The sequence below is a fragment of the Micromonospora globosa genome (assembly GCF_000717585.1).
GTDB lineage: Bacteria > Actinomycetota > Actinomycetes > Mycobacteriales > Micromonosporaceae > Micromonospora > Micromonospora aurantiaca.
Window position 1 is genome coordinate 1 of sequence record NZ_JNZR01000025.1, and the last position, 14646, is coordinate 14646.

17 protein-coding genes and 1 pseudogene are annotated in these 14646 nt (G+C 75.0%); 10 read left to right on the forward strand and 8 right to left on the reverse strand.

The annotated features are described in order from the left end of the window. The 3 genes from IF06_RS0121580 to IF06_RS0121590 form a co-directional block, all read left to right on the forward strand. Positions 1-858: pentapeptide repeat-containing protein (locus IF06_RS0121580; protein ID WP_036311283.1), on the forward strand; the 858-nt coding region annotated here is incomplete at its 5' end. A 228-nt stretch (positions 859-1086) separates the two neighbouring features. Next, a complete protein-coding gene (locus IF06_RS0121585) occupies positions 1087-1341 on the forward strand; it encodes a hypothetical protein (protein ID WP_030273161.1) in 255 nt (84 codons plus the stop codon). Positions 1342-1377: 36 nt separating this feature from the next. After that, positions 1378-1638: a hypothetical protein gene (locus IF06_RS0121590; RefSeq protein WP_013286433.1), complete on the forward strand. Its 261-nt coding sequence runs from the start codon at positions 1378-1380 to the stop codon at positions 1636-1638. Here IF06_RS0121590 and rnhA read toward each other — a convergent pair. Next, positions 1557-2120, reverse strand: coding sequence for a ribonuclease HI (gene rnhA, locus IF06_RS0121595; protein ID WP_013286434.1), 564 nt, complete (start codon positions 2118-2120; stop codon positions 1557-1559). The genes IF06_RS0121590 and rnhA overlap by 82 nt on opposite strands. Positions 2121-2190: 70 nt before the next feature. Between rnhA and IF06_RS0121600 the strand changes: the two genes are divergently transcribed. Together IF06_RS0121600 and IF06_RS0121605 are read left to right on the forward strand one after the other, a co-directional pair. Further along, positions 2191-2979, forward strand: coding sequence for a tyrosine-protein phosphatase (locus tag IF06_RS0121600; RefSeq protein WP_030273164.1), 789 nt, complete (start codon positions 2191-2193; stop codon positions 2977-2979). Between the two features lie 75 nt (positions 2980-3054). Then, positions 3055-4173, forward strand: coding sequence for a serine hydrolase domain-containing protein (locus tag IF06_RS0121605; RefSeq protein WP_030273166.1), 1119 nt, complete (start codon positions 3055-3057; stop codon positions 4171-4173). Here the strand turns inward: IF06_RS0121605 and IF06_RS0121610 are convergent. From IF06_RS0121610 to IF06_RS0121630, 5 genes and pseudogenes are all read right to left on the reverse strand, one after another. Continuing rightward, positions 4170-5354 carry a lycopene cyclase family protein gene (locus IF06_RS0121610; protein WP_030273168.1) on the reverse strand — a complete coding sequence of 395 codons (1185 nt, stop codon included), beginning with the start codon at positions 5352-5354 and terminating at the stop codon, positions 4170-4172. The genes IF06_RS0121605 and IF06_RS0121610 overlap by 4 nt on opposite strands. A 48-nt stretch (positions 5355-5402) precedes the next feature. After that, positions 5403-6650 carry an MFS transporter gene (locus tag IF06_RS0121615; protein ID WP_013286438.1) on the reverse strand — a complete coding sequence of 416 codons (1248 nt, stop codon included), beginning with the start codon at positions 6648-6650 and terminating at the stop codon, positions 5403-5405. Between the two features lie 42 nt (positions 6651-6692). Then, a pseudogene (locus IF06_RS32270) lies at positions 6693-7838 on the reverse strand (RNA polymerase sigma factor). 8 nt (positions 7839-7846) lie between these two features. Continuing rightward, positions 7847-8284: a YciI family protein gene (locus IF06_RS0121625; protein ID WP_047893363.1), complete on the reverse strand. Its 438-nt coding sequence runs from the start codon at positions 8282-8284 to the stop codon at positions 7847-7849. A 169-nt stretch (positions 8285-8453) separates the two neighbouring features. Then, the gene (locus IF06_RS0121630) at positions 8454-8870 is read right to left on the reverse strand and encodes a DUF6069 family protein (protein WP_013476710.1); all 417 of its coding nucleotides are present in this window, start codon (positions 8868-8870) and stop codon (positions 8454-8456) included. A 168-nt stretch (positions 8871-9038) separates the two neighbouring features. Between IF06_RS0121630 and IF06_RS0121635 the strand changes: the two genes are divergently transcribed. The 4 genes from IF06_RS0121635 to IF06_RS0121650 all read left to right on the forward strand — a co-directional run bounded on the left by IF06_RS0121635 (position 9039) and on the right by IF06_RS0121650 (position 12253). Further along, the gene (locus IF06_RS0121635; protein ID WP_030273170.1) at positions 9039-10142 is read left to right on the forward strand and encodes a sensor histidine kinase; all 1104 of its coding nucleotides are present in this window, start codon (positions 9039-9041) and stop codon (positions 10140-10142) included. Further along, entirely contained in the window at positions 10139-10807 is a 669-nt protein-coding gene (locus IF06_RS0121640) for a response regulator (protein WP_013286443.1), read from the forward strand. Before IF06_RS0121635 ends, IF06_RS0121640 begins: the two co-directional genes overlap by 4 nt. Before the next feature lie 242 nt (positions 10808-11049). Further along, the gene (locus tag IF06_RS0121645) at positions 11050-11532 is read left to right on the forward strand and encodes a hypothetical protein (protein WP_013286444.1); all 483 of its coding nucleotides are present in this window, start codon (positions 11050-11052) and stop codon (positions 11530-11532) included. A gap of 73 nt (positions 11533-11605) precedes the next feature. Beyond that, entirely contained in the window at positions 11606-12253 is a 648-nt protein-coding gene (locus IF06_RS0121650) for a class F sortase (protein ID WP_013286445.1), read from the forward strand. A gap of 8 nt (positions 12254-12261) precedes the next feature. Here the strand turns inward: IF06_RS0121650 and IF06_RS0121655 are convergent, their stop codons facing one another. Then, the gene (locus IF06_RS0121655; RefSeq protein WP_030273173.1) at positions 12262-13263 is read right to left on the reverse strand and encodes a phosphotransferase family protein; all 1002 of its coding nucleotides are present in this window, start codon (positions 13261-13263) and stop codon (positions 12262-12264) included. Positions 13264-13347: 84 nt separating this feature from the next. Then, a complete protein-coding gene (locus IF06_RS0121660) occupies positions 13348-14028 on the reverse strand; it encodes a tyrosine-protein phosphatase (RefSeq protein WP_030273174.1) in 681 nt (226 codons plus the stop codon). 175 nt (positions 14029-14203) lie between these two features. Between IF06_RS0121660 and IF06_RS0121665 the strand changes: the two genes are divergently transcribed. Beyond that, positions 14204-14620: a YchJ family protein gene (locus IF06_RS0121665; protein ID WP_030273177.1), complete on the forward strand. Its 417-nt coding sequence runs from the start codon at positions 14204-14206 to the stop codon at positions 14618-14620. Positions 14621-14646: the final 26 nt, after the last annotated feature.

Here is a 14646-nt window from a genome sequence, read left to right on the forward strand (position 1 = left end):
GGCGGGGGCGGCGGGCGGGAGTTGCGGGCGGACTGCTCGCGCTGCGCCGGGGTGTGCTGCGTCGCTCCCGCGTTCACCGCGTCGGCCGACTTCGCCATCGACAAGCCCGCCGGGCGGCCCTGCCCGAACCTGGGCGCCGACTTCCGCTGCGGCATCCACACCGAGCTGCGGCAACGCGGCTTCCCCGGCTGCACCGTGTTCGACTGCTTCGGCGCCGGTCAGCACCTCACCCAGCACACGTTTGCCGGCCGCGACTGGCGGGCCGACCCGGCCACCGCCCAGCGGATGTTCGACAGCTTCGCCGTACTTCGGCCGCTGCACGAGCTGCTGTGGTACCTGACCGAGGCGGTACGCCTGACCCCGCCCGGCCCGCTGCGCGACGACCTGACCGCCGCGCTCGACGAGACCGGCCGGCTCACCGACGGCACCCCCGACGACCTGCTCGCCCTCGACGTCGACGCGCACCGGGACCGCGCCAACCGGCTGCTGTCCCGCGCCGCCGAACAGGCCCGCGCCGGGCGGGCCGGCCCGGACCGCCGGGGCGCGATGCTGATCGGGGTGGACCTGCGCCGTACCCCGCTGACCGGGGCGAACCTGCGCGGCGCCTGCCTGATCGGGGCCGACCTGCGGGGCGTACGCCTCGGCGCCGCCGACCTGACCGGCGCGGACCTGCGCGGGGCCGACCTGCGCGGCGCGGACCTGGGCGAGTGCCTGTTCACGCACCAGTCTCAGCTCGACGCCGCACGCGGCGACCACCGCACGGTGCTGCCGCCGGGCCTACGCCGCCCATCCCACTGGTCCCTGACGCTGACCCCGACTCGCCCCCAGCCGCGCCAGCGCCGCCCCCGACCCCGCTGACGCCTCCCCGCTCACGCCGTCGACCCCGCTCACGCTGAACCCGGCCCGCCCACGCATCAGCGCCCGCGCCCGCACCCGCACCGCGGTGATCAAGGAGTTTGTGTCCGGTTCGGGGCCGGATCGGGACACGAACTCCTTGATCACCGCGAGACGGGCCGGGGCCGCGTTTGGTGGGGGTGGGGTGGGGTAGGCGGCGCGGACGACTGTTGACCGACGGGAGGGCCACCGGTGGGGTGTCGGGCACGCGACGGTGAGGAGCCGGTCGACCCGGCGCACGCCGAGGACGAGGCCGGGCAGGTGCCGCTGGTGCAGACGGCCGCGGACACCGACGTGCCGGCCCCCGCTCCCGGTGCGCCGAAACCGGACGAGGTGACCGAGGACGACGGATCCGGCATGGCGGGCGGCGCCTCCGGCAGCAGCTCGGGCGGCTCCTCGATGCCGACCCACCCGGACGCGGCCCGCGGACGGGACGCCGCCCGCTGAACGTTTGCCGTCACCCGCTGCGGGCAGGAGTGCGACATGACCAGTGAAGAGTCCTTCGGCCGCGCGGCCGGCGACGAACCCGACGGCGCGACCGCGTACGAGGCGTCCCTGCGCCCGCCGGGCGAATCCCTGCACACCACCGACGACACCGGTGACGACTTCGCCGACCTGCCCGCCGAGGACCGGCGCTCGGCACGGGAGGTCAGCCGCGCCGGTTACGACGTCGATGCGGTCTCCGGCACCGGCGACCCGTCCGAGGAGCCGGAGGAGATCGAGGAGGGCCGGCCGCTGCGCTGAGCCGTACGCGGGGCGGCCGCCGCGCCGCTCCGCGCCTCGGTCATGCCCCGGTTCGCCAGCGCGTCGGCGCGCTCGTTCTCCGGGTGCCCGTTGTGGCCCTTCACCCACAGCCACGTCACGTCGTGCCTGGCGCACGCCGCCTCCAGCGCCTGCCACAGGTCGGCGTTCTTGACCGGCTGCTTCGCCGCGGTCAGCCAGCCGTTGCGCTTCCACGCGTTCAGCCAGCCGGTGATGCCGTTGCGCACGTACGTGCTGTCGGTGTGCAGCCGTACCGTCACCGGTCGGGTGAGGCTCTCCAGCGCCCGGATCGCGGCGGTCAGCTCCATCCGGTTGTTGGTGGTCGGGGTGGCCTCGCCGCCGCACAGCTCCCGCTCGTGCCCGCCCCAGCGCAGCACCGCACCCCACCCGCCGGGCCCGGGATTGCCGCTGCACGCGCCGTCGGTCCAGATCTCCACGACCCGGCCGGTCTCCGCCTCCGCCATGCCCGGCAACCTACCGGGTACGCGAGCACGCGGGACCACCCGACCCGCCGCGCCCGGCTAGCGTGCCGGTGTGACCACTCCCCCGGACTTCGCCACGCTCTGCAACTTCCGTGACCTCGGTGGCTGGCGGACCGGCGACGGCCGCACCGTCGCCCGGGGCCGCCTCTACCGCTCCGACTCGCTGGCCAAGCTCGCCGGTGAGGATCTGGAACGGTTCGCGGCGCTCGGCGTCCGCACCGTGATCGACCTGCGGTACCCGTGGGAGATCGCCGACCGCGGCCGGGCCCCGGAGAGCCTCGGCGTCACCTGGCACAACCTGAGCATCGAACACCGGCCGTACGTGCAGGCCGACATCGACCCCGACGTGGACCCGTGGCGCTACCTGGCCGACCGGTACGCCGAGGTGGCCGAGGACGGCGTGGCCGAGCTGCGCCAGGCGATCGAGGTGATCGCGGACGGCGAGCACCCGCTGGTGTTCCACTGCGCGTCCGGCAAGGACCGCACCGGACTGCTCGCCGCGCTGGTGCTGTCCCTGCTCGGCGTCGACGAGGACCAGATCGCAGCGGACTTCGCGCTCACCGAGCAGGCCACCGACCGCCTGGTCGCCGAGTGGCGGGACCGCAACGGCGGCGCCACGCCGGGCTGGCCCGCGTACGGGCGGGCGCCGGCCGAGATCATCCGGCTGGTGCTGGCCGAGCTGCGGGCCGCCCACGGTTCGGTGCACGGGTACGTGACCGGCCGGCTCGGCGTCGGCCAGGAGACGATCGACGCGCTACGCGCCCGGCTGCTGACCGGCGACTCCATCCCGCTGCCCACCCAGGGCACCACCGGCAGTACGCCGACGCCGGCCGGCCGGTAGAGCACCGCCGGCCGCCGTCGCCGTCCCCCGAAATGCGGACGACGTCGATGCCATGGTCTGGCACGCTGCGGGATCGTGGACACGCGGTGGGATGGCCTGCGGGCCGAGGTACGGGCGACGATCGGCGAGCTGGTCTCCTCCGGGCGGGAGGCCGGTGTGCAGGTGGCCGCCTACCTGGACGGGGTCGCGATCGTCGCCGAACAGGCCGGGCTCGCCGACACCACCACCGGCCGGCCGATGACGGCCGACACGCCCGTGCACGCGGTCTCCACCGGCAAGGGCCTCACCGCCACAGTGGTGCACGTGCTGGCCGAGCGGGGACGGCTCGACTACGACCTGCCGCTGGCGCGGGTGTGGCCGGAGTTCGCCCGGCACGGCAAGGACGGCATCACGCTGCGGCACGTGCTCACCCACACCGCCGGTCTGCCCGCGCTGCCGGCCGACGTCACGCCGGAGGACTTCACCGACTGGACGCGCATGTGCGAGCTGCTCGCCGACGCGCGGCCGCTGTGGGCACCGGGCGAGCGGCTCGCGTACCACGCCTGGACGTGGGGCTGGCTGCTCGGCGAGGTGATCAGGCGGGTCACCGGCGCCCCGGTGTCGCAGGTGCTCGCCGAGGAGGTGGCCGGGCCGCTCGGCGTGGACCGGGAACTGTTCCTCGGCGTACCGGAGGCGGACCTGCCCCGCCTGGCCCGGCTGGAGGACGCCGGCCTGTCCGCGCTGATGACCTGGGCCGGGGTCAACCTGCCGCACTTCGACGCGGTCGCCCCGCCCGCGGTGCGCCCGGACACCGTCATCGGCTCCCGCCCCGACGTGCTGCGCGCCGACGTGCCGTCGGTCGGCACGATGAGCGCCCGCGCGGTGGCCCGGATGTACGCGGCGCTGCTCGGTCCGGTCGACGGGGTACGGCTGATCTCCGCCGAGCGGATGCGGGAGGTGTCCGCCCCGGCGGTACGCGCGCAGGAGTGGGTGTTCGGGCAGGAGAGCACGTTCGGGCTCGGGTACGCGGTCGACGACGACGGATCGTTCGGCACCGCCGGTAGCGGCGGCAGCCTCGCGTTCGCGTACCCGGAACTGGGGTTGACGGTGGCGGCGGTGCGCAACCGGCTCGGCGCGGGCGACGGCGACCCGATGGAGCAACTGCGGACGCTGGTGCGCGACCGCGTCGCCGCGGCGACCGGCCACCGAGGCTAGCGCCGCAGGCGGGCCCGCAGCCGGCCGGCCGCGTCGCCGAGCACCGCGCCGGTCATCGGCAGCAGCGGGCTGGACCGCATCACCGCCAGATCCTCGGCCGGGCTGGTCACGCCGTCGAGGAACCGCAGCACCCGTTCCGGCGGGTTGCGGTCGAACAGCCGCTCGAAGAACTCCACGCCGCCGACGTGTCCCCGGTCCAGCGCGCGCAGCGCCACCGCGTCCATCCACAGGTGCCGGCCCGGGTACGCGGGCGCCGGCACCGGCGGGCGGCCGGCGGCGAGCGCCCGGGCCACCTGGTCGGCCTGGCGCAGCATCGCCGAGAACGTGAATCCGGTGGACGGGCGCGTCGCCCCACCGGCGGTGCCCAGCCGCACCACGCGCGGGCTCGGGCGGGACTCGAACGGCCCGTCGGTCATCGGGATCACGCCGTCCTCGACCTCCCGCACCCGCAGTGCGGTCAGGTCCAGGCCGAGCAGGTCCGCGTACCCGCGCAGCGCCGCGTCGTAGCCCGCGTCGTCGAGCAGGGCCGGCCCGAACTCGGTGTACTCGACGAGCGCGAACCGGTCGTCGACCGGCAGCACGTACCCGAAGGACACCCCGCGCGCCGGCTGCGGAGTGCGGAAGTCCATCAGCACCGCCCGCTCCGGGTCGAACGTCGGCCGGTCGGCGGCCAGCCACCACCCACGGAAGTGCTGCAACCAGCTGGTCCGCCCCGGCCGCTTCGGCCGCCGGGGCCGCGAGTCCAGCACCCACCCGGCCTGCACCAGGTCCCGCCCGTCCGGGTCGCGGACCGTGACCCGCTCACCGTCGTCGTGCAGCTCCCCCGCCGGGACGCTGATCCGGACCGCGTCCAGCCGCCGCTCGGCCTCGGCAGCCCGGTCGTAGACCGGGGCGGAGCGGAGCATGGCGTACCGCAGGGGGTCGAGCGACAGGACACGGCGGCCGGCCGGCGTGACCACGTCGACCTGCGACCAGCTCGCGCTCAGTATCGGGTCGAGGTCGTCGCCGGGCAGGCCCCAGAACGCCCAGGTGCGGTCCTGGCCGCGTTTGTGCACCGGGTCGACCACCGCGACCCGCAGCCCGGTCACGTCGTGGCGGTCCAGCGCGGCCAGGACCAGGGACGCGGCGCCGCCGCCGCCGACCAGCGCGAGGTCGACGTCGACCGGGAAGGATGCGTGCATCCGGCCACGCTGCCACATCGGCGGAGGCGGCCACCGGCCGACCCGCGCTCAGGCCACCGGCGCGGGCTTCTGCGGGGCCGGCTCGGCGTAGGCGGCGGCCACCGTCGCCCGGTCGAAGACCCGCCACGTCGCGGCGATCACCGCGACCGCCACCACGAAACCCACCCAGTACGGCGCGGTGATGCCGAACCGGGCCGCCACCACGCCGCCGAGCAGCGCGCCGACGCAGTTGCCGCCCGCCGCGACGAACAACGTGGTGCTGCCGACCCGGCCCATCAACGCGGGCGGGGTGAGGCGCTGCCGCAGCGAGTTCGCCACGATGTTCCACAGCGCGCTGTGCGCCCCGAACGCGAACAGCGCGAACCCGACCACGGCCGCGCTGCGGGACGCGGCGAGCGCCAGGTGCAGTCCCGCCTCGACCAGCAGCCCGGTCCGCACCGTCCAGGTGGGTGTGATGGCGGCGATCAGCCGGTCCCCCACCAGCGAGCCGAGCACCCCGCCGACCGCCATGCAGGTGAACAACGCGCCGTAGCCGACCGAGCCGAGACCGAGCCGCTCGGTGGCGAGCAGAACCAGCACCGCCACGGCCGCGGTGAGCGTGACGTTCAGCAGGCCGATCAGCACGGTCATGGTGCGCAGCAGCCGCTGCCCCCACAGCCAGCGGAACCCCTCCGCGACCTCCGCCCGCACCGAGCGCCGCTCCTCCGGCGCCGGCCCGCCCCGGTACGTCCCGGCGAGCAACCCCACCAGGACGGCGCTGAGCGCGTACGTGCCGGCGTTGAGGGCGAACGGCAGCGACGCCGCCAGCACGAACAGGAACCCGCCGAGCGGGCCGGCGATCATGTTCTGCATCACCTGGGTGCCGCCGCCCAGCCAGCCGTTGGCGCGTTCCAGCAGGGAGCGCGGCACCACCGCCGGCAGCACCGCCTGCGCGGCGGTCCGGAACACCACCTCGCCGGTGTTCACCACGAACAGCACCGCGTAGAGCAGCGCGATCCCGGCCCGGTCGGCCAGCATCGCCGCGGCGAGTACCGCGAGCGCGCCGACGCGTACCCAGTCGATGAGCACCATCAGCCGCCGCCGGTCCACCCGGTCCGCCAGGACGCCGCCGGGCAGCGCGAACAGCAGCCACGGCAGCCACGACACCGCCGCCCCGGCCGACACCACCAGCGGATCGTCGGTGATCGACGCCACGTACAGCGGCGCGGCCACCGTCGCCGTCCCGCTACCCAGCGCGGACAGCGTGCTCGCCGTCCACAGTCGGGCGAAGCGCCCGCCGAGCCGTTCCCCCGTCACGGCGAGGCAACCTACCAGCGGCGACGCGCGCCGCCGACCGGTTTATCCGGGGCGGCGGGTGTTGAGGCGGGCCGCCTGCCGGTTCAGGTGGTCGCGTTCGGCCAGGCTGGACGCGCGGCGGGCCGCCTCCGCGTACAGCCGGGCCGCCCGGTCCGGGTCGCCGTCGCGTTCGTGCAGTTACGCGGCCACCGCCGTGTACCGGGGCAGCGAGTCGTCGAGCGCCGCGAGCGCCGCCAGCCCGGCGCGCGGGCCGTCCGCCTCGCCGACCGCCACCGCCCGGTTGAGCCGGGCGATCGGGCTGCCGGTCAGGCGGACGAGTTCGTCGTACCACTCGACGATCTGCACCCAGTCGGTCTCGGCCGCCGTACGCGCGTCGGCGTGCAGCGCCGCGACGGCGGCCTGGGCCTGGAACTCGCCCAGCCGGTCGCGGGACAGGGCGGTCTGGAGGATGCTCACGCCCTCGGCTATCAGCGTGGTGTCCCACCGGCCGCGGTCCTGCTCAGCCAGCGGCACCAGGCTGCCGTCCGGCGCGGTCCGCCCGGCCCGGCGGGCGTGGTGCAGCAGCATGAGCGCGAGCAGCCCGGCCACCTCGGGGTGGTCGATCGCGGCGGCGAGCTGCCGGGTGAGCCGGATCGCCTCGGCGGCCAGGTCCACGTCGCCGGAGTAGCCCTCGTTGAACACCAGGTACAGCACGCGCAGCACGGTGGCGACGTCACCGGGCTGATCGAACCGCACCCCGGACACGGTGCGCTTGGCCCGGCTGATCCGCTGCGCCATGGTGGCCTCCGGCACCAGGTACGCCTGCGCGATCTGCCGGGTGGTGAGCCCGCCGACGGCGCGCAGCGTCAACGCGACGGCCGACGACGGGCTCAGCGACGGATGCGCGCAGAGGAAGTAGAGCCGCAGCGTGTCGTCGACCGCCGGCACCGGGCCGGGCGGCGGTTCCTCGTCCACGAGGTCCTCGCGCCGGCGCCGGGCGGCGTCGGCACGGACCACGTCCAGGAACCGCCGCCAGGCCACGGTCACCAGCCAGCCCCGCGGATCGCGGGGCTGGTCGGCCGGCCAGACGCGCAGCGCCTCGATGAGCGCGTCCTGCACGGCGTCCTCGGCCGCCGCGAAGTCGGCTCCGCGGCGGACGAGGACACCGAGCACGCCCGGGATGAGGCTGCGGAGTGCGACCTCGTCCATCGGACGGATCACTCCGTGATGGTGGGCGGCGCGGTCAGGAACGGGCGCAGCTCCAGCCACTCGTGGATCGGCTTGCCGCCCTGCCCCGGCGCGGCCGACAGCTCGGCGGCCAGTTCGAGCGCGCGCTCGTAGCTGTCCACGTCGATCACCATCCAGCCGGCGATGAGGTCCTTCGTCTCGGCGAACGGGCCGTCGGTGACCGGCGGGCGTCCCTCGCCGTCGTAGCGGACGAACGTGCCCTCCGGGGCGAGCGCCTGGCCGTCGACGTACTCGCCGCTCTCCTGCAGCTTCGCCGCGAATTCCTGCATGTAGTGCACGTGCGCGGAGATCTCCTCCGGCGTCCACTTGTCGATCATCGGCATGTCGGACACCGGGGTCGGGCCGCCGCGGTAGTGCTTCAGGAGCAGGTACTTCATGAGTGTCTCCTCGTGGAGGGTGCGACCCATTCTGGCCGCGTTCACTCCGGGGACGAAGCCGGCGTTGCGTTCTCGACATCGGTGGCGGAGGAATTTCGGCGTCCACATCGCGTAGGGCATCCTAGGAGGCTAGTTCTGATGGTCCGGGCCGCCTGCCCCCGTCGCGGCGGTCCGGACCCGTCAGCGGATCGCCCGGCCGTCAGCGGGCGGCGGTCCGGCGCAGGCCGGTGATCAGCACCGCGCCTGCGACCAGGTGCAACGCCACCAGCGTCAGCGTCGCCGCACTCCCCACTCCCCCGCCCAGCGGCCCGAGCAGGGACACCAGCAGCACGAGGCCCGCGACCACCGTCCAGACGGTGCGGGCACGGGCGGTGAGCCGTTCCAGCAGGGCCAGCAGCGCCCAGCCGGCCAGCCCGGCGAGCAGCGTGCTCACCACCACGGCCACCGGCGTCACCCGCTGGTCCGTAGAGCCGCTGCGCGCGATCAGCTCCACCCCCGCGACCGGTACCGCGACCACCCAGCCCAGCAGCGCGGCGGCGGTCGCCGCGAACACCGTGAGCAGGCGGTCCCGGCGGCGGTTCGGGCGGGCGGTGACTGTCGGGATCGTGGTCTCCATCGGTGACTCCTCCACATCGGGACGACTGCCGGAAACGCTAGGTCCGGCGGCCGCCGCGCGGATCGGGCTGCGGAGCGGTTCCCGGCTCCGTCGCCCGAACGACCACCGGCCCGGATCTCCGTCTGGCGACCGATGAGAAGCGGTGGACCGGCGGCCTAGCATCCGGACATGAGGTGCGCGTCCCGGTCCCGGTTCCTGCTGCTGCTCGACGGCGGCATCGCCACCGTGAGCATCGCCGTGTGCCTGCTCGCGCTGCTGGCCTCCGACGCCGGCCCGGACACGCCCGGCGCGACCGCCGTCGCGGTCGGCCTCGCTGTGGCGCAGGCGAGCTGTCTGCTGTGGATCCGGCGCCACCCGGGGTACGCCCTCACCGTCGCCGCGCTGGCAGGCGTCGGCCTGGAGGCGCTCTGCCCGCAGCTCGGCTGGCTCGGCCTGGTCGCGGTGCCGATGGCGTACGTGGCCCGGCTGCGCCCGCCCCGGTACTCGCTCGTCGCGCTCGGGCTGCTGCTGGCGCCCACGCCGTGGAAGCTGGTCACCGGCGGCTGGCGGGACCTGCTGCTGGCGGTGACCGCGCTGGCCCTGAGCTGGACGCTCGGCGAGCTGCAACGGGGCCAGGCGCAACGGCGCTGCGCGTGGGAACGGCAGGTGCTGGCGGCCGAGCGGGAACGCATCTCCCGAGAACTGCACGACGTGGTGGCGCACCACGTCGCGGTCATCGCCGTCCAGGCCGCCGCCGCCGAGGACGTGTTCGACGAGCACCCGGCGCAGGCCCGCGCCGCGCTCGCCGCGATCGACACGGCAGCCCGGTCGGCGCTGACCGAACTACGGTCCATGCTGCACGCGCTCGCCGTCGACGACGGGTCCGAGCAGGGCGGGCCACAGCCGGGGCTGGCGCAGCTCGACGCGCTCGCCGACGCGGTCCGGGCGGTCGGCCTTCCGGTGACGCTGCACCGGGAGGGCGACGGCGAGGCGCTACCCGGCGGGGTACAGCTGTCGGCGTACCGGATCGTGCAGGAGTCACTGACGAACGCGCTGCGCCACGGGCACGCCACCCGCGCCGACGTGGACGTCCACTATCGCGACGGCGTACTGCGGCTGGAGGTCGTGAACGACGGCCCGGCGCCCGCCCGCCGGCCCGGTACGCCCACCGGGCGCGGCATCGTCGGCATGCGGGAGCGGGCCCGGCTGCTCGGCGGCACGCTCGACGCCGGCCCGCTGTCGGCCGGCGGGTTCCGGGTCCACGCGCGACTGCCGGTCGGGGCGGGCCGGTGACCGTGCGGGTGGTGGTCGCCGACGACCAGGAGCTGATCCGCGCCGGGCTGCGTACCGTCCTCGACGCGCGGCCCGACCTGAGCGTCGTCGGGGAGGCGGCCGACGGTGTCGAGGCGGTCGCGGTGGCGACGCGGACCCGACCGGACGTGGTGCTCATGGACGTGCGGATGCCCCGGCGCGACGGCATCGCCGCCACCCGGGACCTGGTGGCCGCCGGCAACCCGGCCCGGGTGGTCATGCTGACCACGTTCGACCTGGACGAACACGTCTACGCCGCGCTGCGCGCCGGGGCGAGTGCGTTCCTGCTCAAGGACACCCGTCCGGCCGACCTCGCCGAGGCGGTACGCGTGGTGGCCCGGGGCGAGGCCCTGCTCGCGCCCACAGTGACCCGGCGGCTGCTGGACCGGTACGCCGACCGGCTGCCCGCGCCCGCGCCCGCCGGCGACGTGCTCGCCGTGCTGACCGCCCGCGAGCGGGAGGTGCTGACGCTCACCGCGCGGGCACTGTCCAATGCGGAGATCGCCGCCCGGCTGCACCTGAGCACCGCCACCGTGAAGACCCACGTCTCGGCGATCCTCACCAAGCTGGGCCTGCGCGACCGCATCCAGGCGGTGGTGCTCGCGTACGACACCGGGCTGGTCCGGCCGGAGCCGCCGGTCCGGTAGTCGCGAACGGGACACCAGACCCCAGACGCGGCGAACCGGGACGGTTCGCCGTCCGGGCTGGCCCGGCATGTCCGCCGTGTCGTGGCGGCAGGGAGCACACCGGACGGCAACGAAGATTTCTCAATTACCCCCAGTGACCGCCGCAACCCTCCTAGTGTTGGCCACACCGGTGCTCGTCACGGAGTTGGCCACCCGAACGACGTCCCACGCCTACAGCGGACGAAAAGTGAGGGAAGACGCGGATGAAGGCACAGTCATTTCTCGGATCGGCGGCGTTCGGCGTGGGCCTCGGCGCACTGCTGCTCCCGGCCGCCGCGCTGGCGGACACCAGAGTCTCACCCGCCACCACCCCGGTCGGCGGCACCGTCGTGCTGACCACGACGTGCAACCCGAACGCCGGTGACGCGATCTTCCGGGTCACCGGCCCGGACCGGGACCAGAACGTCCGGTCCACCACGGCCGCCGCGGGCGGTGGCCTGAGCGCCGAACTGTTCACCGCCGGGTTCACGCTCGGCACGTACACGGTCGCCACCACGTGCGGCGACGGCAGCGACGGCGGCAGCGCCACGTTCACCGTCACCCCGATCGGCGGCGCGCAGGCCGGTGGCGGCGGACGCGACGGCGACACCGGAGTGCTGATCGCCGGTGGCGTGCTGGCCGCCGGGGCGCTCGCCGGAGGCGCGTACGCGGTCATCCGCCGGCGCCGCGCGGACGCCGCCGCCTGACCGGCTCGCCGAGCGGTCCGCCCGCGCCGGAGCATCCGGCGCGGGCGCCGCGTCCCTGTCGGACGGAGGTGGGATGCTGGCCTCGTCGCCGCACGGCGGCCGGTCGCGACTGCGCACCGCCGCCGTGGTCACCGCTCTCACGGTCGCCGCCGCCGCGGGCGCCGGCCTGGTCTCGGCCGGGCTCGGCACCACGTCGGCGGCACCACCGCAGCCCGGCGTCTCCGCCGCGCCCGCCACCGAACGACCGGGTACGGCCGGCCCGGCACTCCCCCGGTCCACGCCGGTCCGGGTCACCATCCCCCGCATCGGCGTCGACGCCGAGATCGTCCCGGTCGCCACCGACGCGGACGGCGCGCTGGAGGTGCCGCCGCTGGAACGCCCGGAGGTCACCGGCTGGTACCACCCCGGTCCCGCACCCGGCCAGGCCGGCAACGCGGTGCTCGTCGGGCACGTCGACTCGCAGCACGGCCCGGCGGTCTTCTTCGACCTCGGGCGGCTGCGCAGCGGCGACACCATTCGCGTGCTGCGCGCCGACGGCCGGACCGCGACGTTCACTGTGGACGGCGTCGGGGCGTACCCGAAGGAGCGCTTCCCCACCGCGCGCGTCTACGGCGGCGACGCGGCGGCGCGGCTGCGGTTGATCACGTGCGGCGGGCGGTTCGACCCGCGGACCGGCAGCTACCCGGACAACATCGTCGTCTTCGCCACCGCGACCCGGTGAGCCTGCGCTCAGTCCGCCAGGTCGGCCAGTTCCGCGCCGAGGAGTTCCGCCAGCAGCTCCACCCGGCCCGGGTCGTTGTCGGCGGTGATGTTCCGGCTGGGCATCTCGACAGTCATCAGCAGGTAGAGGTACAGCCGGTAGAGCCCCAGCCGCCGCCGCGCCCCGGCGTCGAACGGGAACGGCGCCGCCGCCCGGTAGGCACGTACCAGCGGGTCGTCCGGCTCGTCCTCGGCGCGGCGGAACAGCAGCGGCGACACGAGGTCCATCAGCGGGTCGCCCCACAGGTACCGCTCGCCGTCGACCAGGCCGGTGAGCCGGGGCGTGCCGTCCGGCCCGTCCACTGCCAGCACGTTTCCGGCCCAGCCGTCGAAGTGCAGCAGCGCCGGGCGGCGTACCGCGTCGAGCACTTCCGCGTGCCGCGCCACCAGCTCCCGGATCCGGGCGGCGGGCGCCGGCAGCGGCACCGCCCAGTCCGCGGCGTCGGCGAGCATGTCGTCCACCATGGCCGTGTAGGCGTCCCGCCACGTCGCCCCGGAGGCCCGGTCGCCGTCGTAGCCGTACCGCTCGCCGGTGACGCCGTGCAGCGCGGCGAGCGCGCGGCCGAACTCCGCGCGCAGCGGCCCGACGTCCGCGCCGGCCCGGCTCAGGTCCCAGAGGGTACGACCTGGTAGCCGCGCCATGAGCAGCCAGTCGCCGAGGTCGGGGTCGGTGCCGTGGTGCAGCAGCGCCGGGGTGGGCACTGCTGGTGCGCGGTCGGCCACCAGGCGCAGGTAGTGCGCCTCCGCGCCGATCATGTCCCGCTCGTAGCGCAGCAGCGGCACGTGCGGCGCCGGACCGACCTTGAGCACCACCTCGCGGCCGTCGGTGAGGCGTACCCACCAGACGGCGGCGAAGCCGCCACCGGTCAGCGGCCCGCAGCCGGCCACCTCGGCGCCGGATCCGAACGAGGCGGTGAGGTGGCGGCGGACCTGATCCGGGTCGAGGACACGCTGAGTCGGGCTCACGCTCATGGTCCGGGGAGCGTAGCGCCTGCGGCTGCCTCGCGGGCGCAGCGAATGCGAAGACGTGCGGTACCAGCCGGTGGCACGACCGTGTCAGGCAAGCACCCCCCGCAGGGCCTCCAGTTCGGCCTCGGTGGCGCCGGCAGCCTGGAGATAGGCGGAGACCGAGCCGTGATGGCTGCGGATCCACACCATGGCATGAAGCAGGTGCGCTGCGGTCACCGGGCGGGTGCCGTGGCCGATCGCCGCGCCGGCCGGCGATCCGGTGAGGTCCAGAGCGGCGTTCGAACGCAGGAAGTCCTGGGTGACCTCCGCATCGGAAGCATTCAGGAGAGTCTGGATGACGGCGACGACGACTCCGGTGCGGTCCTTGCCGGAGGCGCAGTGGACCAGGGCAGGTAGTGCACCAGGGGTGATGAGCTGCCGGATGATCGCGACGGTGGCACGACCCGCCTGCTCAGCCATGTACGGGTACAGCGCCACCTGGTCGTCCGGCCAGCTCTGCTCGGTGAACACCGGAAAGTGGCAGTGCTCGACGCCGAGACCCGCACACCGGTCCGGCCGGTCGGCCACCTCTCGGATGCTGCGGAGGTCGATGACCGTGCGTAGCCCGAGCTCCTCCAGCTCCCGGGCACCCTCGGGCGTCAGGAGATGCAGGGCGCCAGAGCGATACAGGACCCCACGGCGCAACGACCCGACGCCGCCTGCGTCGCGGAGGTTCCGGACGCCGGAACCGCCGGTGGTGGCGTCGACCGTGGCCCCACGAGTGATCATGGAGGCGACTATACGAGGTCGGTCAGCCGACGCTGGTGGCCTCAGCCGCCTCGCCGGCGACTGCCCCTCTCGACCCTCCTCGCCATCGAACAGTGCGCCCTCTCATCCTGTCCCGTCCGGGATTCCCCGGCCTACCGGCGGCGAGGGCGGTCGTGGTGTGGGAGAGAATCGCCGGGTGGCGAGACGGAAGGCGCGCGAGGGCACGGGTGAACGTCCGGCGGCCTGCCCGTGCGGCACCGGCCGGCCGTACGCGGACTGCTGCGCCCCGGTGCACCGGGGCGAGGCGACGGCGGCGACAGCGGAGGCGCTGATGCGGTCCCGGTTCAGCGCGTTCGCGCTCGGAGACGCGGCCTACCTGCGGCACAGCTGGCACTCCACCACCCGCCCTGAGCGGCTGGAGCTGGACCCGGGCACCCGCTGGACCCGGCTGGAGATCGTGGAGACCGGTCAGGGCGGCCTGTTCGACAGCGCCGGGACGGTGCGGTTCCGGGCGCACTACCGCGAGGGCGGGCAGGCGGGCGTCCTGGCCGAGCACAGCCGCTTCGCCCGCGAGGACGGCCGCTGGGTCTACCTGGACGCGCTGCCCGAGTGACGCCTCCCCCGGCGCCGACGCTGGCG